At 65.6% G+C, this 23,417-nt stretch carries 18 protein-coding genes and 1 pseudogene; 5 read left to right on the top strand and 14 right to left on the bottom strand.

Going from position 1 to position 23,417, the window contains the following annotated elements; genetic code table 11:
* Nucleotides 1-39: 39 nt before the first annotated feature.
* The 6 genes from AZL_RS25390 to AZL_RS34765 form a co-directional block, all read right to left on the bottom strand.
* Nucleotides 40-1,953, bottom strand: a complete 1,914-nt coding sequence (locus AZL_RS25390) for a bifunctional sugar phosphate isomerase/epimerase/4-hydroxyphenylpyruvate dioxygenase family protein (protein ID WP_042445810.1) — start codon at nt 1,951-1,953, stop codon at nt 40-42.
* Between the two features lie 115 nt (nt 1,954-2,068).
* Nucleotides 2,069-3,130, bottom strand: coding sequence for an AbrB family transcriptional regulator (locus AZL_RS25395; RefSeq protein WP_012977285.1), 1,062 nt, complete (start codon nt 3,128-3,130; stop codon nt 2,069-2,071).
* 144 nt (nt 3,131-3,274) lie between these two features.
* Complete coding sequence (locus tag AZL_RS25400) at nt 3,275-4,636, bottom strand: globin-coupled sensor protein (RefSeq protein ID WP_012977286.1); 1,362 nt, start codon at nt 4,634-4,636, stop codon at nt 3,275-3,277.
* A gap of 218 nt (nt 4,637-4,854) precedes the next feature.
* Nucleotides 4,855-5,664 (bottom strand): nucleoside triphosphate pyrophosphohydrolase, encoded by an 810-nt coding sequence (gene mazG / locus AZL_RS25405; RefSeq protein WP_012977287.1) that lies wholly within the window; start codon nt 5,662-5,664, stop codon nt 4,855-4,857.
* A gap of 123 nt (nt 5,665-5,787) precedes the next feature.
* Complete coding sequence (locus AZL_RS25410; protein WP_158306016.1) at nt 5,788-7,437, bottom strand: sensor domain-containing diguanylate cyclase; 1,650 nt, start codon at nt 7,435-7,437, stop codon at nt 5,788-5,790.
* 414 nt (nt 7,438-7,851) lie between these two features.
* Entirely contained in the window at nt 7,852-9,003 is a 1,152-nt protein-coding gene (locus AZL_RS34765; protein ID WP_012977289.1) for an IS30-like element ISAzs27 family transposase, read from the bottom strand.
* A gap of 118 nt (nt 9,004-9,121) precedes the next feature.
* Between AZL_RS34765 and AZL_RS37180 the strand changes: the two are divergent.
* A pseudogene (locus AZL_RS37180) lies at nt 9,122-9,274 on the top strand (SDR family oxidoreductase); the annotation flags it as partial.
* A gap of 6 nt (nt 9,275-9,280) precedes the next feature.
* On the opposite strand, the gene AZL_RS25420 reads toward AZL_RS37180, so the two are convergent.
* The 6 genes from AZL_RS25420 to AZL_RS25445 form a co-directional block, all read right to left on the bottom strand.
* A complete protein-coding gene (locus AZL_RS25420; RefSeq protein ID WP_012977290.1) occupies nt 9,281-10,663 on the bottom strand; it encodes an L-serine ammonia-lyase in 1,383 nt (460 codons plus the stop codon).
* A gap of 63 nt (nt 10,664-10,726) precedes the next feature.
* The gene (gene glyA / locus AZL_RS25425; protein ID WP_012977291.1) at nt 10,727-12,001 is read right to left on the bottom strand and encodes a serine hydroxymethyltransferase; all 1,275 of its coding nucleotides are present in this window, start codon (nt 11,999-12,001) and stop codon (nt 10,727-10,729) included.
* A gap of 15 nt (nt 12,002-12,016) precedes the next feature.
* A complete protein-coding gene (locus AZL_RS25430) occupies nt 12,017-12,571 on the bottom strand; it encodes a sarcosine oxidase subunit gamma family protein (RefSeq protein ID WP_012977292.1) in 555 nt (184 codons plus the stop codon).
* 11 nt (nt 12,572-12,582) lie between these two features.
* Nucleotides 12,583-15,585: a sarcosine oxidase subunit alpha gene (locus AZL_RS25435; protein ID WP_012977293.1), complete on the bottom strand. Its 3,003-nt coding sequence runs from the start codon at nt 15,583-15,585 to the stop codon at nt 12,583-12,585.
* A complete protein-coding gene (locus AZL_RS25440) occupies nt 15,582-15,908 on the bottom strand; it encodes a sarcosine oxidase subunit delta (RefSeq protein ID WP_012977294.1) in 327 nt (108 codons plus the stop codon). Before AZL_RS25440 ends, AZL_RS25435 begins: the two co-directional genes overlap by 4 nt.
* A 10-nt stretch (nt 15,909-15,918) precedes the next feature.
* Nucleotides 15,919-17,172 carry a sarcosine oxidase subunit beta family protein gene (locus tag AZL_RS25445; RefSeq protein ID WP_012977295.1) on the bottom strand — a complete coding sequence of 418 codons (1,254 nt, stop codon included), beginning with the start codon at nt 17,170-17,172 and terminating at the stop codon, nt 15,919-15,921.
* Between the two features lie 114 nt (nt 17,173-17,286).
* On the opposite strand from AZL_RS25445, the gene AZL_RS25450 reads away from it, so the two are divergent.
* The 3 genes from AZL_RS25450 (at nt 17,287) to AZL_RS25460 (ending at nt 20,430) form a co-directional block, all read left to right on the top strand.
* Nucleotides 17,287-18,330: a GlxA family transcriptional regulator gene (locus AZL_RS25450; protein WP_012977296.1), complete on the top strand. Its 1,044-nt coding sequence runs from the start codon at nt 17,287-17,289 to the stop codon at nt 18,328-18,330.
* A 105-nt stretch (nt 18,331-18,435) separates the two neighbouring features.
* On the top strand, nt 18,436-18,966 hold the full coding sequence (locus tag AZL_RS25455) for a YbaK/EbsC family protein (RefSeq protein WP_148219641.1): 531 nt from the start codon (nt 18,436-18,438) through the stop codon (nt 18,964-18,966).
* 222 nt (nt 18,967-19,188) lie between these two features.
* Complete coding sequence (locus AZL_RS25460) at nt 19,189-20,430, top strand: MFS transporter (protein WP_012977298.1); 1,242 nt, start codon at nt 19,189-19,191, stop codon at nt 20,428-20,430.
* A gap of 157 nt (nt 20,431-20,587) precedes the next feature.
* Here the strand turns inward: AZL_RS25460 and AZL_RS25465 are convergent, their stop codons facing one another.
* Nucleotides 20,588-21,478: a glycine betaine ABC transporter substrate-binding protein gene (locus AZL_RS25465; protein ID WP_012977299.1), complete on the bottom strand. Its 891-nt coding sequence runs from the start codon at nt 21,476-21,478 to the stop codon at nt 20,588-20,590.
* 397 nt (nt 21,479-21,875) lie between these two features.
* Nucleotides 21,876-22,079, bottom strand: a complete 204-nt coding sequence (locus AZL_RS35845; RefSeq protein ID WP_148219642.1) for a hypothetical protein — start codon at nt 22,077-22,079, stop codon at nt 21,876-21,878.
* 54 nt (nt 22,080-22,133) lie between these two features.
* Here AZL_RS35845 and AZL_RS25470 point away from each other — a divergent pair, with 54 nt between their 5' ends.
* Entirely contained in the window at nt 22,134-23,414 is a 1,281-nt protein-coding gene (locus AZL_RS25470) for an aromatic ring-hydroxylating oxygenase subunit alpha (RefSeq protein WP_012977300.1), read from the top strand.
* Nucleotides 23,415-23,417: the final 3 nt, after the last annotated feature.

Here is a 23,417-nt window from a genome sequence, read left to right on the forward strand (position 1 = left end):
GGTGGGCGTCTCCCAATAAACGCACTGTTTCGGTCATTTTCAGTCGAGAAGAAACTCGGGTCTGGCGCCTTCGCGCAGTTGGGCCTGGACCGCCATGCGCACGGCGGCGTTGACGGCGCCGAACTGGCGGTAACCGCCACGCCGTTCCACCATCTCGAAGAAGAATCGGTCGGCGAAGCTGTCGGTGTAGGCGTGCAGGAAGTCACCCTGGTCGTCGCGGTCATACAGCAGCTCGCGCTGTTTCAGCGCCTCCAGCGCCGCATCGTCCAGCGGGTGCTTGACCGCCAGGTCGTCATAGTAATTGGCGGGGATCGGCAGGAAGGGCGCGCCGGCGGCCAGACGCTCCCCCACCAGGGCGGCGGCGTCGGATGCGGCGAAGGCGATGTGGTGGACGCCGGCCCCTGCGGTGGCGCTGACGAAACGCCCGGTCGCGGTCCGTCGGCTTTCGGAGATGTTCAGCGGCAGCCGCACACCCCGGCCCGGCTCCGCATCGGGGCTGACCAGCGCCCGGCTGCGGATCAGGCCATAGGGGTCGGGCAACTCCCACAGGCTTTCCGGCACGAAGCCGAAGACGGCGCGGTAGAACAGGACGAAGCTGTCCATCCGGCCGAAGGGCAGGGCCTGGGCGACATGGTCGATGCCGAGCAGGGGCGGTTCGCCCGACGTCGCCGGCTCCTCCGCGGGGAAGAGGTGGAAGTCGTCCTCCCAGATGCTGCGGCGGGCTTCCTTGTCGTCGACCAGATAGATCAGCGTGCCGTCCGGGGCGCGCAGCGCCGGGATGCGGCGCTCGCCGTCGCCGACCCGCTCGCGCCACAGAACGCAGCGCAACGCCTCGGCGCGGGCGATGGTGCGGGCGGCATCGTCGACCGTGAAGGCCATGGCGCAGACCGACGGGCCATGCATCTGGAAATGCTCCGACGCCGCCGAATCCTCCTCGCTATTCAGCACGAGGTTGACGCCACCCTGGCGATAGAGATCGACATCCTTGGAGCGATGGCGTCCGGCATGGTGGAAGCCCAGGCTGGCGAGCAGGGCGGACAGCCGGTCGCGTGCCGCCGCGTCGACGGCGAATTCGAGGAACTCCACCCCCTGGCAGACCGGCGGCGCCGGCAAACCGGGACCGAAGCCGGCCTCCGCCTCGGCATGGATCAGCGAGCGCAGCCCGTCGAGAGCGGTCAGGCGGGCCGGGGCGGCGCGGAACTCGTCATTGAAGATCTCCAGCGACAGCGGGCCGCGATAGCCGGACGCCAGCACCGCATCGACGAAGCCCTGGACCGGCAACTGGCCCTGGCCGGGGAAATTGCGGAAATGGCGGCTCCAGGACAGCACATCCATCGACAGCTTCGGCGCGTCGGCCAGTTGGACGAAGAAGATGCGCTCGCCCGGCAGCTCGGCGATGCCGGATGGATCGTCATCCAGCGCCAAAGTGTGGAAGCTGTCGACGATCAATCCCAGCGCCGGGTGGTCGGCGCGCTGCACGATGTCCCAGGCTTGGCGCCAGCGGTTGACGTGGCGGCCCCAGGCCAGCGCCTCGTAGCCGATGCGCAAGCCCCGGCGCCGCGCCCGTTCCGCCATCTCGGCGAGGTCGGCGGCGGCGCGGGCGGGATCATCGATCGCGGCGGGCTGGACGTTGGAGCAGACCAGCACGAGATCGGTGCCGAGTTCCTGCATCACGTCGAACTTGCGTTCCGCCCGGTCGAGGTTGCGGACGCGGATCGGGTCCGGCATCGCCTCGAAATCGCGGAAAGGCTGGAAAATGGTGATTTCCAGCCCCAGGGATTCGGCGATGCGGCGGACGTCGGCGGGCGACCCGTCGAAAGTCAGCAGGTCATTCTCGAAGATCTCGACCCCGTCGAAGCCGATGGCCGCCGCCGCCTCCAGCTTCTCCGGCAGGGTGCCGCTGAGCGAGACGGTGGCGATCGACTTTTTGAAGGTGAAAGCGCTGGACGGCATGGGGTGCCCCTTCGGCAGCGGCATGTTTCATTGGTGCCAACATACGTACCAGTTCGTACATTTCGCCGCAATATGTTTCGATGGCAAATGGTCGATGATGCGGACTGTTCGCGCATCAGGCGTGGCGGGCGATCAGCCGGGCCAGCGGCGGCCCCGACAGGACGACCACGAACAGCCGCAGGGTCTGAAGTGCCAGCACCAGCGGCAGATCCACCCCGCTGCCCAGCGCGATCACCACCACGGAATCGAGACCGCCCGGGCTGGTGGCGAGAAAGGCGGTCAGCGGGTCGGTCGGCAGCAGCGTGACCAGCATCCAGGCCGACAGGCTGCACAGGGCGATCATCAACCCGGTCGACAGCAGCATCTGCGGCACGGCGCGCAGGGCATGGCGCAGCACTTCGGCCGTGAAGCGCAATCCAATGCTCCAGCCGATGACGGCATAGGTGACGGTCAGCAGCAGGTGCGGCAGTTGCAGGGTCACCCCGATGCCGCCCTGCACCAGCGCACCGAGCACCATCGGCACCAGCAATGCGCCCGAGGGAATGCGGAAACGGACGCCGATCCAGCCCCCGGCCACGGCGACCAGCAGCGTCGCCGCCAATCCTCCCGGATCCAGCGCTTCAACGGGCGCCGCCGGTATGGCGCCGCCCTGCGGGCCGGCGGTCAAGGCATGCGTCACCAGCGATGCGCTGAACACGACCAGCACCACGCGCAGATACTGCATCACCGCGACGAGCCGGACATCCGCCCCGTATTCCCCGGCCATCGCCACCATGGCGGAGGCCGCACCCGGAGACACACCCCAGGCCGCGGTGGTGCCGGGCAGGCTGCCATAGCGGACGAACAGCCAGCCGACGATGCCGCTGACCAGCACGGTCAGCCCGACGGTCCCCAGCATCAGCGGCCAATTCCGGGCGATGGACAGCAGGATCGACGACGTCACGGCATGGGCGACGAGACAGCCGATGATCGCCTGCGCCATGGTGAAACCCGGCGGCGGAACCCGGATGGAGGCGCCGCCGACGCCGAACGCGATCGCGCCGATCATCGGACCGATCAGCCAGGCGGCCGGCAGACCGACGGCGTCCAGCCCCAGGGTCGCCGCTGCGGACAGGCCAAGCAGGCCGGCCCATTGCATCGGCTTCCGGGCCTTCGGTGTCAGCCTGCCCCATCCCATTCCGTCCCCAACACCCGACACGACCTCATCCCTTGAGCGACTGATTGGCGATGCCGGCATGCTGCCTGCCGCCGACCCCGCCCGTCCAGCGGGGGAACGGGCGCGGCAGCCATGCGCGGGGCAGGCGCGGTGGGGGAGGGACGATCAGCGGGCGGTGCGGATCCGTGTCAGGAACTCGCCGACGCCGCGGTGCAGTTCGTCCGCCTGCCGGTGCAGCAGGCCGGAAGCCGCCAGCACCTCACGGGCGATGTTTCCGGTCTCCGAGGAGGATTGTGTGACCTGACCGATGGATTCCGTGACCCGGCGGGAGCCGACCGCGACCTCCTGCACATTGCGGGTGATCTCCTGCGTCGCGGCGGTCTGCTCCTCCACCGTGGCGGCGACGGTAGTGACGATCTCGTTGATGTTGGTGATGGTTCGCCCGACCGCGTGGATCGCAGCGGCGGCGTTGGCGGCGGCGCTCTGCATGCCGGTGATCTGGCCGGAGATATCCTCCGTCGCCTTGGCCGTCTGGTTGGCGAGATGCTTCACCTCGCTGGCGACGACGGCGAAGCCCTTGCCCGCCTCGCCGGCCCGCGCCGCCTCGATGGTGGCGTTCAGGGCCAGCAGATTGGTCTGGCTGGCGATGCTGTTGATCAGGCTGACCACGTCGCCGATGCGCTGGGCCGCTTCGACCAGGCCGCTGACCGTCTCCTTGGTCCGCTCCGCCTCATCGACGGCGGAGGAGGAGATCCGGGACGATTGGGTGACATTGCGGCTGATGTCGGCGATGGAGCTGGCGAGCTGTTCGGTCGCCGCCGCCACCGTCTGCATGCTGGACGCCGCCACCTCGGTCTCCGACGCAACGTCGCAGGAGCGGCGGCTGGTGCTGCTGGCGATCTCCGACATGCGCTTGGCATTGGCCTGCATCTGGTTGGAGGCGGCGACGGTGCCTTCCACGATGCCCTTCACGCTGTCCTCGAAACTGGTGGCGAGCTGGTCGAGCGTGGCTCGTTTGCTGTCCTCCTCCGCCGCCTTGTAGGTCTCCAGGAGCAGTTCCATGTCGAACCACGCGATCTTGCTCAGCGTTTCAAGCTGTGCGGCGCGGCTGCGGCGGGCGCCCGCGCCGAACAAGGCGGATGCCAAACCGTCACCGTCGCCCGAGAGGCCCAGTTCGCGGGCGATGCCGGAACTGACGACATGGTGGCAGATCGCCACCGCATAGGCGGGAACGCCGTTCCGGTAGAACAGGCCCGCGAGCCGTTCGGCGGACTCGGCGAACCCGGCATCGATCCGGCCGGACGCGACCCGCATCCAATGGTCCAGCCGCGCGGCATGCACCTCCGGCATCCTCAAGGCCGCCTGTATTTCCGGCCATGCGTCGAAATGCCGGTGCCATTCCTCAAGAAGTGCCGGGAGCCGCTGTTCGGCGAACGCGCGGTTGTTCCGCAATCGGGCAAGATCGTCATCGGTTATGGAGAAGGTGGCGAGTCGCTTGGCCTGTAGATCTGTCAGCTCGACGGTCATTTTGTGGACGATCCTCGGTTCCGGTGCCTGAAGCGTACGATTTTACGCAACGGCTACCGATCTGGATTTCCCGTAAGGAGCGTCGGAGGGCCTCAATTTCTTCATACATTTATATGCATATGAAGTGAATCAGGAATTGGTCATGGACCATTCCATACCATGCGATTTGGCCTATTCCTTCCCGGCCGATCGGTCGGGTTTGCCGATCCGTCCGGCTGTCACGCCTCGCCGCGTTCCTCCCGCTTGGCCCGCTGCCACATCGCTTCCATCTCATCCAGCGTGGCGTCCTGCGGCTTGCGCCTCTCGGCGGCCAGCAGCGCTTCGATGCGATGGAAACGTCGTTCGAACTTGGCGTTGGTGCCGCGCAGCGCGGTCTCCGGCTCCACCTTCATCCGGCGGGCGAGATTGACCAGCGCGAACAGCAGGTCGCCCAATTCGTCCGCCACCCGTTCCTGTCCCGAGCCGGCATCCATCTCCGCCCGCAACTCCCGCACCTCCTCCTCGATCTTGTCGAGAATGTCGCGGGCATCGGTCCAGTCGAAGCCGACACGCGCCGCGCGGTTCTGCAACTTCAGCGCGCGGGTCAGCGCCGGCAGCCCGGCGATCACCCCTTCCAGCGCAGAGGGCGCCCTGCCTTCCTCCGCCGCCTTCGCCGCCCGCTCGGCCGCCTTGTGCTCCTCCCAGCGCGAGGTCTGCTGGTCTGAGGTCTTCACCTCCTCCGGTCCGAAGACATGGGGATGGCGGCGGATCATCTTGTCGGTGATGACGCCGGCCACCTCGTCGAAATCGAACAGCCCCTCCTCGCGCGCCATCTGGCTGTAATAGACGACCTGGAACAGCAGATCGCCCAGTTCCTCGCGCAGGGCGACCTTGTCGTCCTTCTCGACGGCGTCGGCGACCTCATAGGCCTCTTCGATCGTGTGCGGGGCGATGGTGCGATAGGTCTGTTCCAAATCCCATGGACAGCCACCGTCGGGATTCCGCAGCCGCGCCATCACGTCGAGCAGCCGGTCGATGTTGCGGGTCATGTCTTGCGGTCTCCGGGGTACGGGGGAGGGAAGGGGAGAGGCCGCGACGATAACGGACGGGGCCGGGCGGGGGAAGCGGTGAAGAGACCGCTCCGGAAAGGCGAGGCGTGGGAGGGGCGGCGGTCAATCGGCCTTGGAACCGGCGGGTGCATCGGCGCTCAGGTCGGTGGCGTTCTCGTCGGGGATGTTGATATCGGGGACATTCATATCGGTGGAGGTCGCCGTACCGTGCCGCTCGATCCTGCCCCGTCCGTTCCGTTTGGCCTGATAGAGGGCTTGGTCGGCATAGCGCAGGGCCGTATCGAAATCCGCATCGTCGATCGGCCAGAGCGCCATTCCGATACTGCATCCGATCCGGACCTCGACCCCGCCCAGGACCATCGGTGCCGACAGGGAGGCGATGATGCGCGACGCGGCCTCCATCGGCATCGCCCTGTCGGGCAAGGCGAGTGAAAGGCAAACAAGGAATTCGTCGCCGCCCAGCCGTATGGCTTCGTCGTTCCCGCGCACGCACTGGAGCAGCCGGCAACCGACCTCCGCCAGCACGGCGTCGCCGACATGGTGCCCATACCGATCATTCACCGGCTTGAAACCGTCGAGATCGATGCAGAGCAACGCCAGCGTTCTCCGGCGATCGAAGGACGATGCCTGCAGATCCAGGATTAGGCCTTCCAGATGTCTGCGGTTCGCCAAGCCCGTCAACTGGTCCTTGAAGGCGATGCTCTGCAAGGCGACGCCCATGTTCTGCACCGCCTGGGCCGCATTGCCGATCTCGCGGGCCCGCAATCCGGCTGCGGTCGTCGCGCCAACGCTGTCGACCCGGCCGGCCGACAGCGCGCTGGCGGATTGCTGAAGGTCCCGCAATCCTCTCAGCACCAGCAGGTCGAGCAGGAACCAGATGCCGATGACGATGGTGGCGACGACACCGGCCAGAATGGTGATCCCCCACATCGTTTTGCGATTCACCTCTTCGAGCGCAAAATCGCGGAGGATGCTGACCGCGATTCGCCCGCCCGTATCATCCAGCGTCGCGAAGCCGATGATCATCGGCCGACCGTCCAGGCCGTTCTCTTCCAGAACCCCCTCATCCGCGCGGAAAAGCCCCCGGCAGACGGGATGGTCCATCATAGCCTTGCCGATCAGACCGTGCGGGTCCGGCTCTCTCGCCAGGACCGTGCACTGGGCGTCGAACATGGTCACAGTGGTTCCGGGCGCCTCGGCGGCCTCCTTGATCAGTTCGCCGACCCATTTCAGGTCAAGCCCTGCCAGCAACACCATCCGCACCGTGCCGTCATCGTCCAGTATCGGTTGCGCGGCGCCGACAACGGCCTTGCCCGACTCGCGCCCGATGCGGAAATCGCTGGTGCTGAAGGTTCTTGTGGCGAGCGCCTTCTGAAAATAACCCTGGTCGGCCATGGACTGTATGATGCTTGCCCCCAGCGCCGACCGACACGGGATTCGGCCATCCGGGGTGGCGATGGCGAATCCGGTGCTCCAGGGCTGGAACGGCAGGATCCTGCGCAAGGTCGCCCCGCAGTTTTCCGATTGGTACCGATAGACATCCGGTATCATGGCCAGGGTCTGCAGCGTCCCGCGAACACGGGTCATTATTTCCGCCTGCTGGGACGCTCCCTGCGTGGCAAGCGCGAGAACGCGTTGGCGGGCGTGGTCGATGTCCGCATGCCGTTGTTGCTGGAACAACGATGCGATGAAGATGATCAGGGGGAAAAAAGCGGCAATGATAAAGACCTCAAGGCGGGCTCGCAGTCCCATGCCTTGCCAGATCCCGACAATCATCGTTCCAATCGATCGGACGGGCATCTCAGTCGCGGTTCGGTGGGCAAGACATGACGGAGTCCGCTCGTGGACCAGAAAGAGCCTGGCCTGGCGATCCGCACCGATCAATCGAGTACAGCCATCGATCCCGCAAGAGCCACCATGCAACAAAACCAAATCGACGATGTCCGTATGCCTGTTGCAATCGGAAAAGCCCAGACCTGGATCGTTAAAATTCGTTACCTCCCGTGCAACCCGGCTATGATGAGGATTGGCATCGGAATGGTCGCTCTCCGGTTCTTCCGACAGGAGACCGCGGCGTCTATGTTGCGCTGGACTGACAGTTTAGCTTTGCCGCGGAATCAAGCTGAAGTGCGACAACACGTTTTTGTTGATCGGGGGGCCAGCTTTTTAGCCATCATGTTGGGAGAGGAGAGCTCGTACCGGTAGTCCATAGGCTTGATCCGCGCGCCTCCATCGCGATGGCGGATCAAGCCTGTGGACCCACCGGTGCGAGCGGCGGGGCAGGGGAGGTCTGCTGGTTTCACGGCCTCTCATGGCGCTCAGGCGTAGCTGGTATTCACCAAAGACTTCGGCTGGCGTCCTGTAGTCAAGGCAGCGGCGTGGCGTATCGTTGAGCCGCTTCGCGAGGGCGGCAAGTGCTGAGCCATTGCGCTCCGCTACAGGGACGCCCAGAGGCAAATATCGCCGCAAACGTCCGTTGGCATTCTCAACACCACCCTTTTGCCAGGGGCTGTGCGGATTGCAAAAATAACTGTCCAACGATAGGCTTTTGTATGATAGGAACTCCGTTCCCCGGTCAAAAGTAATGGTTCGGCATGCATGATGTGGAAATTTGCCAAGCACCGTTCCGATCCGGCTAATCACCCCGGCTGAGCGGCGATCCTCATTGGCAATGAGGATGTGGTATCGGCTCTGACGTTCCTGAAGAGACGTGATGTTCGATTTGCCGAGCTGAGGGCTGAAGATCACCAAGTCACATTCCCAGTGCCCGAAACTCTGCCGGGTCTCCACCTCGGCCGGACGATTGGCGATTGAGCGCTCAGCGGGGATCGGACTGTTGCGTGGTTTGCGCCCCATGCGCTTGCGACGCCGACGCCGGGCGACGGCCAAAAGCGCATAGAGATTAAGGGTTCGCCCTTCTGGACCGTAGATGAAGCGGTAAATCGTCTCGTGCGACACTGTCGCGCTATCAGAAGCATCCAACTTGAGGCGGCCAGCAATCTGTTGTGGCGACCAGCCCTCCCGCAGCTTGGCGATCACGTGGTCGCGCAGAACCGGCTTGAGCGTCAGTTTCAATCTACGACGAGAGCGTTGATCATGGGCATACTTCTGGGCGCTGGTGCAGAAGTAGCCCTTGTACTCTTTGCCCCAGCGATCTCGAAACGGGTCGTGATAGAAGTTGCGCCGGATTTCCCGGTGGATGGTCGACCGGTGACGACCCGAAGCCTCGGCTATCGCCGTCACCGGCATCTTGGCGTCGCGCATATCCTGGATGCGGCGGCGCTCGGCGAAATCGATCTGCGAATAATGCTCACCCATCAGCGCTCACCACCCGTAAAGCCCTGTGATTACAGGAAAGTTGCACTTCAGAATAGAACCTACCCCGCCTACACAGTAAAAACGCATAACGGAAATTATGGAAATTATTGGCTTGTGGGCGCAAACGTCGCTGTTCCTCGCCAGTGAGGAGGCGAGCTTCATCACTGGGGCGGAACTGCCGGTCGATGGCGGAATGTTGCGGTGGCCGACGCCGGCCCTTCGGGGCTTTATCGTCTCCGGTCCGAGGCCGCGCTTCTCCCCCTCCCTCTGAAGATCGTCAGCATTCCGGCAAATTGACCGCGAGCCCGCCGAGACTGGTTTCCTTGAATTTCGTGCTCATCTCTTCGCCGGTCTGCCTCATCGCCTGGATGCAGTTGTCCAGCGGCATGAAGTGCTGGCCGTCGCCGCGTAGCGCCAGGGAGGCGGCGGCCACCGCCTTGGTCGCGCCGATGGCATTGCGCTCGATGCAGGGCACCTGCACCAGACCGGCGACCGGGTCGCAGGTCATGCCGAGGTGATGTTCCAGCGCGATCTCCGCCGCATTCTCCACCTGCTCCGGCGTTCCGCCCAGCACGGCGCACAATCCGGCCGCGGCCATGGCGGCGGCGGACCCGACCTCGCCCTGACAGCCGGCCTCCGCCCCGGAGATCGACGCGTTGTGCTTGATGAGGCCGCCGATCGCCGCCGCGGTGAGCAGGAAATCGGCGACCTTCGCCGACTCGGCCCCGGCGCAATGGTCGAGGTAATAGCGGATCACCGCCGGCACGACCCCCGCCGCCCCGTTGGTGGGCGCGGTCACCACCTTGCCGCCGGCCGCATTCTCCTCATTGACGGCCATCGCATAGATGCTGAGCCAGTCTGAGGCGACATGCGGAAGACTGGAATTCGCCCCGCGCTCGCGCAGAAGCTGCTGGTGGATGGCCTTGGCCCGCCGCTTCACCTTCAGGCTGCCGGGAAGCTGGCCATCCAGGCCGAGACCGCGCTCGATACAGCCATTCATCGCCGCCCAGATATCGCCGAGCTTTTCCTCCACCTCGGCGGCGGAGCGGACGACGATCTCGTTGGCGCGTTTCATCCCGGCGATCGACAAGCCACTTTCCCGCGCCATCCGCAGCATCGCCGCGGCGTTGTGGAAAGGATAGGGCCAGCCGGCGGACTCGTTTTCGAACACCGCCGGTGGGGACTCCCGCTCCGCCGCCGTGACGACGAAGCCGCCGCCGATGGAATAGAAGATTTCCGAAAGCACCACCCTGCCCGCCCGGTCCAGAGCCTGGAAAACCAAACCGTTGGCATGGCCCGGCAACGGCGGCCCGAAGTCGAAGACCAGATCCGTTTCCGGATCGAAGTCCAGCGCCGGCAGGCCGCCGGGCTGTAGTCTCCGTGTCCGCCACAGTTCGGCGATGCGCTCTTCAGCCTTGTCGACGTCGAGATTGTCCGGCCGGTAATCGAGAAGGCCGAGCAGCACGGCACGGTCCGTCGCATGGCCCTTGCCGGTGAAGGCGAGCGAGCCGTGCAGTCGGACCCTGATCGCCACGGGCGCGACCTCCGTCCGCGCCCGCAGCAGGTCGAGGAACCGCACAGCCGCGGTCATCGGCCCCATCGTGTGTGACGAGGACGGGCCGATGCCGATCTTGAACACATCGAAAACACTGAGAAACATCGGTGCCTCGTCAGGTCACATCCGTCGGCCCAAGACAGGGTCTGCCGGTGGCAGGAAACCACGTCAGCCGTAGATCGGGAAGCGCTCACACAATTCGCGAACCTCGCCGTGCACCCGCTTCTCGACCTCGGCATCGCCGTCCGGTCCGGCGGCGGCGAGCGCGTCGACGACGGTCAGGATCAGTTCGCCGATGCGGGTGAACTCCGCCTCTCCGAAGCCGCGGGTGGTGCCCGCCGCGGTGCCGAGCCGAACGCCTGAGGTCACCGCCGGCTTTTCCGGGTCGAATGGGATGGCGTTCTTGTTGCAGGTCAGGCCGGCCCGTTCCAGCGCACGTTCGGCATCGCGGCCCTTCACGCCCTTCGGCCGCAGATCGACCAGCACCATGTGGCAGTCGGTGCCGCCGGAGACGATGTCCAGGCCGCCCTTGACCAGCGTGGCGGACAGCGCCCTGGCGTTGGCCACCACCTGCGCGGCGTAAGCCTTGAACTCCGGAGTCAGCGCCTCGCCGAAGGCGACCGCCTTGGCGGCGATGACATGCATCAGCGGCCCGCCCTGGTTGCCGGGGAACACCGCCGAATTGAACTTCTTGGCCAGCGCCTCGTCGTTGGTCAGGATCATGCCGCCGCGAGGACCGCGCAAGGTCTTGTGGGTGGTGGTGGTCACCACATGGGCATGCGGCAGCGGGTCCGGGTAGTTGCCGGTGGCAACCAGCCCGGCGTAATGGGCCATGTCCACCATCAGATAGGCGCCGACCTCGTCGGCGATGCGGCGGAACTCGGCGAAATCGATCACCCGCGGGTAGGCCGAGGCGCCGGCGACGATCAGCTTCGGCCTGGTTTCCAGCGCCTTGGCACGCAGGGCGTCATAGTCGATCAGTTGGTCGCTCTCGCGCACCTCGTAGCTGACGATGTCGAACCATTTGCCCGACATGGTCACCGGCGAGCCGTGGGTCAGGTGGCCGCCATGGGCCAGCGACATGCCCATCACCCGGTCACCCGGCTGGAGCAGTGCCAGGAAGACGGCCTGATTGGCCTGGGCGCCCGAATGCGGCTGGACATTGACGAAGCCGGCGCCGAACAATTGCTTGGCGCGGTCGATGGCGATGGTCTCGATCTCGTCCACGAACGCGCAGCCGCCGTAATAGCGGCGGCCCGGATAGCCTTCGGCGTATTTGTTTGTGAGGATGGAGCCTTGGGCGGCCAGCACGTCCGCCGAGACGATGTTCTCCGAGGCGATCAGCTCGATCTCGTACTTCTGGCGGTTCAATTCGCGCCCAATGGCCGCGGCGATCGCGGCATCGGCGAGATCGGGCTTTGGCAGAGACTGATGACGGTTCATGAACGGTTTCCTTGATCAGATGCCGAGCGCGATTTCGCGGCTGACGGCGTGCAGGAGTCCCCAGACATGGTCGGCGAAGGAGCGCCAGACCTCGATCCGGAAGCGGTTCTTGTCCTCGCGGACCAGGACGATCTGCGCCTTGTCGAACAGGGTGCGGCAGCCGCTGCCGACCGCCATCGCTTCGATGTCGAAGGCGATGGCCGAGCGCAGGGCGAGCGCCGCCGCCTCCCCTTCCACCAGGATGGCGACCTCGCGATGGCCGGTATCGACCAGGCTGTGCGGTTCCTGAAGGGCGGCGAAGGACTCGGCGATGCCGTCGCTCTCCGCGACCGGCGCCGTCAGCATCCATTCGTCGGGGCCGAGTTGAAGCGCGGCCCGCCCGCCGGACTCCACCAGTCCGCCGATGCGGGTGGGGAGCGGCGAGCCGAAAGCCGCCCCGGCCGCCTCGACGGCGGCGGGTGCGATGCGCAGGCTGAAACGGGCGGTGTCCTCGGCGGCACGGATGCTCAGCCGGCTTGCGGTATCGCCGGGGATGATCTTGCCCAGCAACGGGTGATTGGCCAGAAGCACGGGTGAGTCTCCTATGCGCTGAGACGTTTGTTCTCGGGGTCGACGAACACCATGCCGGTGATCGTCGCGGCATGAACCTTGTCCGGCATCGGCACATGCACGGTCCGGCCCTCCATCGCCCGGCCGCCCTGGATCACCGCCAGGGCGATGGACCGCCCCAGTTCGGCGCTCCAGTAGGACGAGGTCACATGGCCGACCATCTCCATCGGCACCGGCTGGTTGGGATCGAGGATGATCTGCGCGCCCTCTTCCAGCACGGTCTTCGGATCGCTGGTCAGCAGGCCGACCAGTTGCTTGCGGTTGGTCGCCAGCATGTCGGGCCGCGACAGGGAGCGTTTGCCGACGAAGTCCGGCTTGGTCTTGCCGATGGCCCAGGACAGGCCGGCATCGTCCGGAGTCAACGTGCCATCCGTATCCTGGCCGACGATGATGTAGCCCTTTTCGGCACGCAGGACGTGCATCGTCTCGGTGCCATAGGGGGTGATGCCGAAGCGCTGCCCGGCCTCGAACAGCTTTTCCCACACCGCGCGGCCGTAGCGCGCCGGCACATTGATCTCGAAGCCGAGTTCGCCGGTGAAGGACACGCGGAACAGCCGGGTCGGCACGCCGCAAATCCTGCCGGTCGCCACCGCCATGTGCGGGAAGGCGCCCTCCGACAGGTCGATGCCCTCGACGAACGGCTCGATCAGCTTGCGGGCGTTCGGACCTTGCAGCGCGATGACCGACCACTGCTCGGTGGTCGAGGTCAGCCAGACCTTCAGGTCCGGCCATTCGGTCTGGAGGTAGTCCTCCATCATGCCCAGCACGCGGGCGGCGCCGCCGGTGGTGGTGGTGACGTGGAACCGGTCGTGTGCCAGACGCCCGATCACGCCGTCGTCACGGATGAAGCCGTCCTCGCCCAGCAGCAGGCCGTAGCGGCAGCGGCCGGGCGCCAGCTTGGTCCAGGCGTTGGTGTACATGCGGTTCATGAACTCGGCGGCGTCGGGACCGACGATCTCGATCTTGCCGAGGGTGGAGGCGTCGAACATCCCAAGGGACGAGCGAACCGCCTTGCACTCGCGCGCCACCGCCGCATGCATGTCCTCGCCGACCTGGGGGAAGTACCAGGCGCGGCGCCACAGCGACACCGGCTCGAACACCGCGCCGTTCTCCGCGGCCCAGCCGTCGATCGGCGTCTTGCGCGTCACTTCGAACAGCGCGCCCTTATTGTAGCCGGCGAAGGTGCCGAAGCTGGTCGGGGTGTAGGGCGGGCGGAAGGTGGTGAGGCCCACCGCCGGGATCGGCCGCTTCAGCGCGTCCGACGCGACCGCCAGACCGTTGATGTTGGAGGTCTTGCCCTGGTCCGTCGCCATGCCGTTGGTGGTGTAGCGCTTGATGTGCTCGATCGACTTGAAGCCTTCGCGCACCGCCAGCCGGATGTCCTTGGCCATCACGTCGTTCTGGAAATCGACGAACGCCTTGGCATGGCCCGGATCGCGGTCGGTCGGCAGCTCCCGGCTGGTCACGCCGGTGAAGGAGAGCTCGCCTTCCACATGATAGGCCGCCGGCTCGGCGGCGAACCCGACATCCGCGGCGGCGGCGGCGGCGGCTCCGGCGGCGGCGCCATCCTCGAAGGCGGCCTTCAGCCCGAAGCGGCCCATGCCGGCGCCGGCCAGACGGCACTCCTCCTTGCCATGGCCGGGCAGGAACATCTGGCCGTCCTCGTTCCAGGTGAGCGAACCCTGGGTGTGCGAGAACAGATGGACGCTGGGGGTCCAGCCGCCCGACATCAGCAGGGCGTCGCAAGCGATGGTCTCGGCACCGCCGACCTTGCCGCCGGTGACCGGATTGACCCGCACCGACGAGATGCGCAGCCGGCCCTTGGTGTCGCTGACGGTCCAGCCGATCAGCGTCTTGATGCGGAGCGCGTCGGCCGCCGCCGCCAGTTGGCTCGGCACGCTCCCCCGGATATCGACGATGGCCGCGACCTCCACCCCCGCCTTGGCCAGATCGAAGGCGGCGTGCCAGGCGCTGTCGTGGCTGGTGACGACGACCACCCGGTTGCCGACCTTGACGCCGTAGCGGTTCAGATAGGTGCGCGCGGCACCCGCCAGCATCACGCCCGGCCGGTCGTTGCCGGCGAACACCAGCGGCTTCTCAAGGGCGCCCTGGGCCAGCACCACCCGCTTGGCCCGGACCTTCCACATCCGCTCGCGCGGGGCGCCGTCCGGCACGATGGCGAGATGATCGGTCAGCCGCTGGCACAGCCCGACGAAATTCTGGTGATAATAGCCGATGGCCGTGGTGCGCGGCAGCACGGTGACGTTCGGCATCGCCGCCAGCGCGGCGTTGGTGTCCTCCAGCCAGTCCCAGGCCAGTTGCCCGTTGATCTCGGCCGCCGGTTCCGACAGCAGCGAGCCGCCCAGCTCGTTCTGCTCGTCGCACAGGATGACCGACGCGCCGCCGCGCCCGGCTTCCAGCGCCGCGGCGAGACCGGCGGCACCGCCACCGACGACCAGCACGTCGCAATGGGCGAAGCGGCTGGCGTAGCTGTCGGGGTCGGGAGCGGTCGGTGCCTTGCCCAGGCCGGCGGCGTTGCGGATGACCGGCTCGTAGAGCTTGTCCCAGAAGCTCCTCGGCCACATGAAGGTCTTGTAGTAGAAGCCGGCCGAGAACAGCCTGTAGAGCGCGTCGTTCACCGCGCCGATGTCGCGGGTCAGCGACGGCCAGCGGTTCTGGCTCTCGGTCTTCAGCCCTTCGAAGACCTCCAGCACGGTCGCCCGCGTGTTCGGCTCGAACCGGCCGTTGCCACGGTTGCTGCCGACCAGCGCGTTCGGCTCCTCCGACCCGGCCGTCAGGATGCCGCGCGGACGATGGTATTTGAAGGACCGTCCGACGAGATGGACGCCGTTCGCCAGGAGCGCGGAGGCCAGGGTATCGCCCTCGCAACCGGTGTAGTCCACGCCGTCGAAGCTGAAGCGGACCTGACGGCCACGGTTGACCCTGCCCTTGCCGGCGATGCGGAAATTGCTCATGGACGCGCCTCCCCGGCGCTGGTGGCGGCGGCAAGCGCGATCTCCTCGTCGCTTGGACGCGGAGCCCCCGCCTTGTAGGTCATGGCGAATTTGTCGGTCACGGTATCGCGCACCGCGTTGAAGAAGCGGCCGCAGCCATGCATGTGGCGCCAGCGTTCGAAATGCCGGCCGCGCGGGTTGGTGCGGATGAACAGGAAGTCGCGCCACTCGTCGTCGGACAGGGCGGAGGGATCCGCCGGGCGGGCGATGTGCGCCTCGCCGGCATAGGTGAACTCCACCTCCGGACGCTCGGCTTCGCAATAGGGGCAGCGGATGAGCAGCATGGTCGTCTCCTCAATGCGCGACCGCGGCGGCGGCGGCCTCGTCGATCAGCCGGCCGGTCTTGAAGCGTTCCAGCGTGAAGGGCGCGTTGATCGGGTGCGGTTCGTCGCGGGCGATGGTGTGGGCGAAGACGTTGGCCGACCCCGGCGTCGCCTTGAAGCCGCCGGTTCCCCAGCCGCAATTGACATACAGCCCCGGCACCGGCGTCTTGGCGATGATCGGCGAGCGGTCGGGCGTGACATCGACGATGCCGCCCCATTTGCGCAGCATGCGCATGCGGTTGAAAATCGGGAACACCTCGCAGATGGCGGCGACGGTGTGTTCGATCAGCGGCAGCCCGCCACGCTGGCTGTAGGAGGTATACTGGTCGGTGCCGGACCCGATGACCAACTCGCCCTTGTCCGACTGGCTGATGTAGGCATGCACGGTGTTGGACATCACCACGCAGGGGAAGGCCGGCTTCACCGGCTCCGACACCAGCGCCTGCAACGGATAGCTTTCCAGCGGCAGCCGGACGCCGGCGGTGTCCATCACCACCGACGTGTTGCCGGCGGCCGACACCGCCACCTTTCCGGCCTTGATGAAGCCGCGCGCCGTCTCCACCCCGGAGACGCGGCCGGAGGCGTCGCGGCGGATGGCGGTCACCGGGCAGTTCTGGATGATGTCGACCCCGCGCGCCGCTGCGGCCCGCGCATAGCCCCAGGCCACCGCGTCGTGGCGGGCGGTGCCGCCGCGCCGCTGCAACGCGGCCCCCATCACCGGATAGCGGGCGTTGGCGGCGATGTTCAGCGGCGGGCAGTATTCCTTGGCCTGCTCCGGCGTCAGCCACTCGTTGTCGATGCCGTTCAGGCGGTTGGAGTGGATGTGGCGCTTGAAGCTCTGGATGTCATGCACCGTGTGCGCCAGCATCATCACGCCGCGCTGCGAGAACATGACGTTGTAGTTCAGCTCCTGGCTCAGCCCTTCCCACAGCTTCACCGCATGCTCGTAGAGCCGGGCGCTCTCGTCATAGAGATAGTTGGAGCGGATGATGGTGGTGTTGCGGCCGGTGTTGCCGCCGCCGAGCCAGCCCTTGTCCACCACCGCGACGTTGGTGATGCCGTGTTCCTTGGCGAGATAGTAAGCCGCACCCAGGCCATGCCCGCCCGCACCGACGATCACGACGTCATATTCGGATTTCGGTTCCGCATCGGGCCATTGAGGCTGCCAGTTCTTGTTTCCGGTCAGCGCGTTGGTCAACAGCGAGGAGAATGAGAAGCGGGTCATGGCAGCACCGCGAAGTTCAACGTGCTGACAGTATCGGAAAGCGTCCGACCATTGGACAGAATGGATGCGTCAGTTTAATGTCACCTGTGCGACGACGCGTCCGACGGAGGCGACATGACGAACGATATCGGGGGTGGCGGCATCGCGGCGGGCGCTGCGAGGTCCAACGCCGCCAGGGGCGGCCGGTTCCCGACCCGCTCCGCCTCGCCGCGCCTGTCCGTCGGCTTCATCCTGGCCCACCGCTTCACCTTGTGCGCCTTCGCCAATTTCGTCGACGTGCTGCGGCTCGCCGCCGACGAGGGCGACCGCAGCCGGCCGATCCTGTGCGAGTGGGCGGTGCTGTCCGACCAGATGCGGCCGGTGGCATCAAGCTGCGGCATGCTGGTTCAACCGACGGAACGGCTGGGCGACCCGGCCAAGTTCGACTACATCGTCGTGATCGGCGGGCTGATCGACGAGATCTCCAACCTCAGCCCGGACTACATCGGCTATCTGCGTCAGGCGGCGGCGGCGAAGATCCCGCTGGCCGGCGTCTGCACCGGCGCCTTCATCCTGCAACGCGCCGGGCTGATGGACGGCTATCGCTGCTGCATCAGCTGGTTCCACCATGCCGATTTCCTGGAACAGTTCGATGGGATCACCCCGGTATCCGATCAGATTTTCATCGTCGACCGCGACCGGCTGACCTGCTCGGGCGGGACCAGCTCGGCCCATCTCGCGGCCTATCTCGTCGAAAAGCATGTCGGGCGGGCCCAGGCGCGCAAGAGCCTGCACATCATGATCATCGACGATGCGCTGCGTGGGGAGAAGCCGCAGCCGGGCATCCCACTCGACTTCTCCACCAATGACGAGGTGGTGCGGAAGGCGCTGCTGCTGATGCAGCAGAACATCGACGTGCCCTTGTCGGTGGCGGAGATGGCGCGCCGCCTGGGAGCCGCCCGGCGCCAGATGGAACGGCATTTCCAGAACGCGTTGGGCATGACGCCGACAGAGGCCTACCGGATCATGCGGCTGGAACATGCCGAATTCCTGCTGCGCAACACCGAACAGTCGGTGACGGAGATCGCCGCCGCCGTCGGCTTCTGTGATTCCTCGCACTTCGTCCGCGCCTTCAAGGAACGCCGCGGCATGACACCGTCCGTCTTCCGCAGGGGCTGAGACTCCATCAAGGCCGTCCCATTCAACGCCGGTGACGCACCCGTACAATCGGCGGGTGGATCCTTTCGCCATGCTACGGTCCATGAAATGGCAAGGACGGCGAACATGCTCGACGACAACGACACCATGCAGCGCCACTGGCGTGAGGCCGGCATTCCCGAGGAGCTGTGCCGGGAACTCGCGCTGGCGTCGGCGCCGATGCAGCTGCACGCCCATCCGCCGGTGCGCACCGTCGCCGATGCCGAGGAACACTGGCGCAGCGTCCCCGGCGTGCACACCAAGAACCTGCTTCTGAAGGATGCCAAGGGCGTCCTCTGGCTGGTCGTTCTTCCGCACGACCAGTCGGTGAACATGAAGGAACTCGCCCCGGTCATCGGCTCGGCCAAACTGTCCTTCGCCTCGCCGGTCACGCTGGAGCAGGTCCTGTCCATCGAGCCGGGCGGAGTGAGCCCGCTGGCCCTGGTGGCGGACAAGGAGCGCCGGGTCCGTCTGGTGCTGGAGCGGCGTGTTCTCGCCGGCGACACCGTCAATTTCCACCCGATGACCAACCGCGCGACACTGTCGATGCACCCCGACGATTTGTCGGTGTTCCTGAGACGCCTCGGCTATGAGCCGATCATCGTCGACCTCGCCTGACGTCATCCCCCGCCGGCTCGCTGGCCCGTCCGCCGACCCGCATGGCCGGTGAAAGGGGCTGGCGCCGGCAGACCGATCAGCCGAAGCGGTGCGTCGCGAAACCGAGTCAGGTCGAGATGGACATTGGCCACGCCCGGCCATTAAGGATGGTGTTTCCTCCCGGTCAGGCCCCTCAGCCTCGACATATGGGCGTTTCCCTTCTCCGCCGCCGGATCAAGCGCGATGTCCATCATCCAGCCGATCGTCCCGTTGCTCGTCGCGGTGTTCCTGATGATGGGCGGGACGGGAGCGCTGACGACCATCGTCAGCGTCCGCCTTGACGCGGCGGGGGCGTCGCCCATCCTGCTCGGCGCGCTGACCGCCGCCTATTACCTGGGGGTGACGATCGGCTCGATGCAGGCATACCGGCTCGTCGGGCAGGTCGGCCATATCCGCGCTTTCAGCGCCTCGGCGACGGTTCTCGTCGCGGCCACCTTGGGACACACCCTGGGAGCCGATCCCCTGGCCTGGATCGCCCTCCGCCTCGTCGAGGGATGCTGCATGGCCGGCTTGTTCGTCTGCATCGAAAGCTGGCTCAACCAGAGCGCCACATCCGGCACACGCGGGCGGATCCTGGCCCTCTACATGATCGCCCTCTATGGAGCGCAAGGGGCGGGGCAGTATCTGATGGTCGTCGACGATCCACATGGCTTCAGACAATTCGTCCTGGTGTCGATCCTGATCTCCCTGGCCCTTCTCCCGGTCGTGTTGAGCCGCAGCGCCCCGCCGCTTCTTCAGAAGCTGGCGCCCGTCCATATCCGTCATCTTTATCGGGCGAGTCCGCTCGGGTTCGCCGGCACGGTGATCAGCGGGCTGGTGGTCGGCGCCTTCTATGGGCTGGGTCCGATCTATATCCGGCACCTCGGCTATGACCTCGGCCAATCAGCGACCTTCGTCAGCGCCGCCATCATTGGCGGCATGCTCCTCCAGTGGCCGTTTGGAAAGCTTTCCGACCTTCTGGACCGACGGCTGGTTCTGGTCGGCCTGTTCGGCGCCCTGATCATCGTCAGCATCGGCATGACGATGCTTCCCCCGAGCGGGTTCGGCCCCCTCGTCGTCGGCGTCGCCCTGTTCGGCGGGATCATCTTCGCGATCTACCCGATCTGCGTCTCGCATACCAACGACTTCCTGACGCCCGCCGAGATGGTGCCGGCGAGCGGCGGCATGGTGCTGGGATTCTCGGCGGGCGCCATCGCCGGCCCCTTCCTGGCCTCCGTGGTGATGGCGGTGTTCGAACAGGATGGCTTGTTCCTGTTTTCGGCGCTGGTGGCGGGTGCCGCGCTGACCTTCGCGCTCTGGCGCATGACGGTCCGGCCGGCGGTTCCCGTCGACCGGCGACTTCCCTTCCTGCCTCAGGCGCCGATCGCGGGGTCGTTGGATGGCATGCCGGGTAACGAGCCCCCCGCCGGCGACGGCCGCCACTGAGTGCTGATGAGTCCATCGGCGACCTCGATCATCGATTGGCTGAAGGCGGGAATGGCTGGAGACGGCCGTCCGTCACGCGACTGCGCTTTGAACCGGCCGCCCCGGAAGCGTTACGGGAAAGGGTGCGCCACCACCCCGGCGGCGGCGCGGTTGCGGATCAAAGCTTGCCGGTGACCCAGTAATCGATCCGGGTCTTGTTGTTCTTGATGTAATTGTCGACCGCCTGCTCATAGCTGGTCTGGCGGGCTTCCTGCATCATCGCCTCAAGGTCACCGATCGGCAGGACCATCCGGTTCAGGAATTCGAATATTTCCGGATGATCCTGATATAAGCCCTTGCGGACAATGGCATTGACGCTTTCCAGTCCGCCCAGCGCGCCCTTCGGATCCTCGAGGTAGCGCAGTTTCCAATTGGCGAACATCCAGTGCGGGCTCCAACTCGTCACGACGATCCATTCGTTGCGCTTCATGGCGCGCTCCAGAGCGGCGAGCATCGCGGCGTCGCTGGCCGACACCAGTTGCAATCCCTTCAGATCATAGGTCTTCAGCGCCTTCTCCGACGCCTGCATCAGCCCCGATCCGGGGTCGATCCCTTGGATCTTGCCGCCGAGCTGCTTCTGCACCTCCGGCTTTTTCAGGTCTTCGATGGATTTGACCTGATCGACGGGGATGTAATCCGGCACCACCCAGCCCAGCCGGGCGCGGGTGTAGAGCGGGCCGAGATCGACGATGTCCTTGCCGACCTTGTCGAGATAGGGCTTGTGGGTCAGCGGCTGCCAGGACATCAGCATGGCGTCCAGCTTGCCGCTGGCGATGCCCTGATATTGGATGCCGATGTCGGCCATGGTCAGCTCGACCTTGTAGCCGAACCGCTCCTCGATCACACGCTTGGCCAGTTTCGTCACCGCCTCGGCGTCCGACCAGGCGGTCCAGCCGATGTTGATGGACTTCTCGGCGGCCTGCGCCGGATTTGCGATCACGACGGTCCCCAGACCGACCGTCATGGCCGCCGACAGCAGCATGCCCAAGGCTTTACCGAAGATTTTCATCAAGAAGCCTCCTCGTATCGCTTGTTTGTTCAGACTCGCTTGTTTGGTCTTTTTTGTTTCCGACTGTCCGATCCATCGCGCCAGGACTTGGGCCGGACGCGTGCTATGACTCGGGAGGTCACCTCCGTCTTGGCGGTAAGCGCGATCGGGTGACGGACCCGCATCCATTGAACGGATGCCGGATCAGCTTCCAGAATCATGAAAAGCTGTTTTCCAACCGGCGCGCATCATCGCGGGCATCAGTTCCGATTGAGCGAGAATGCGGGCCGCGAAAGCAAAAAACCTGCATCACAGCGGCAATTATTATCGGATTTGCGACAACTTCATACAAACGTCTCACCACCCCGAGTGCCGTGTGGCTCACATGCGGGTGTTTGAACATCCACCCGGAAATCCATCACTTTCCCGATTGAACGAAGCGGTCTTCGCTTTTGGACGATCGCGAGATGTCGCAAACCGACCATTGCCCCAGGCCGGCATGCGCAAAAAGACAGGACGGACTGTCGGCCTTTTTAAAGTTGATGTCGCAATCCAGAACGCGATGCGCTGCGGCGGGCGGCAGGCTGTGCGTCGTGGAATCGAAAAAGCGGCGCCCGGTCAAGGGCGAAGCGGTTCCGCGAACGCACGGCCCCACTTCCGCAGAAGGTCAACCGTCATGTCGTCCGAGATTTCCATAGAAGCCCTGCTGACGCGCCGAAAGAAGGGGTACAGCCTGGAAGCCCCGTTCTACACCAGCGAGGAGATCTTCAAGCTGGACATGGAGATCATCTTCGGTCGCCATTGGCTGCATGTGGGTGTGGAACCCGATGTGCCGGAGCCGGGTGACGTGATGGTGGTGGATATCGGCAAGACCTCCGTCATCGTCATGCGGGACGACGACATGGAACTGCGCGCCTATCACAATGTCTGCCGCCATCGCGGCGCGCGCATCATCCTGAAGGATAAGACCTCGGTCGGCAATCTGGTGTGCAGCTATCATCAGTGGACCTACGGCCAGGATGGCGAGCTTCTGTTCGCCGAGCATATGGGCAACGATTTCGACCGCAAGTGCCGGAATCTGAAGAAGGTCCATATCCGGTCGGTCGGTGGCCTGATCTTCATCTGCCTGGCCGAAGAGGCGCCGGACGACATCGACCGCATGGCGGCGGCCATCGAGCCCTACATCCTTCCCCACGATCTGAGGAACTGCAAGGTCGCCAAGACGGTGGATCTGATCGAGAAGGGCAATTGGAAGCTCACGATGGAGAACAATCGTGAATGCTACCACTGCGTCGGCAACCATCCGGAACTGACCATCCCGCTGTTCGAATACGGCTTCGGCTTCGCTCCCGATGGCACCAACCCGAAGCGGATGGAACATGCCGCCAAATACGAGGCGCTGGTGCAATCCTGCCACGCCGGCTGGGAAGCGGCCGGCTTCCCCAGCCGCGAGGTCGAGCGCCTGGCCGACGTCACCGGCTTCCGCACCGAACGCCTGCCGCTGGATGGTGCCGGCGAGGCCCACACCAAGGATACCCGCAGCGCCTCAAGGAAGCTGCTGGGCTCCATTGGCGAGCGCAAGCTGGGTGCTTTGTCCTTCTGGACCCAGCCGAATTCCTGGAACCACTTCATGAGCGACCACATCGTCACCTTCTCGGTGCTTCCGCTCGGTCCAGACCGCAACCTGCTGCGCACCCGCTGGCTGGTCCACAAGGACGCGGTGGAAGGCGTCGATTACGACCTGAACCGCCTGACCGAGGTGTGGGAGGCGACCAACCAGCAGGATGCCGATCTGGTCGAGATCTCGCACAAAGGCACCCTCAGCCCCGCCTACGAGCCGGGCCCCTACTCACCCTACACCGAGCCGCTCGTGGAGAAGTTCACGGAGTGGTATGTCGGCCGCATGTCCGAGCATCTGCTGGGCAAGCAGGCCGCCATGGGTGTCGCCGCCGAATGACGC

Origin of the sequence: Azospirillum sp. B510 (genome assembly GCF_000010725.1) — a bacterium.
Taxonomy (GTDB): Bacteria; Pseudomonadota; Alphaproteobacteria; order Azospirillales; family Azospirillaceae; genus Azospirillum; species Azospirillum lipoferum_B.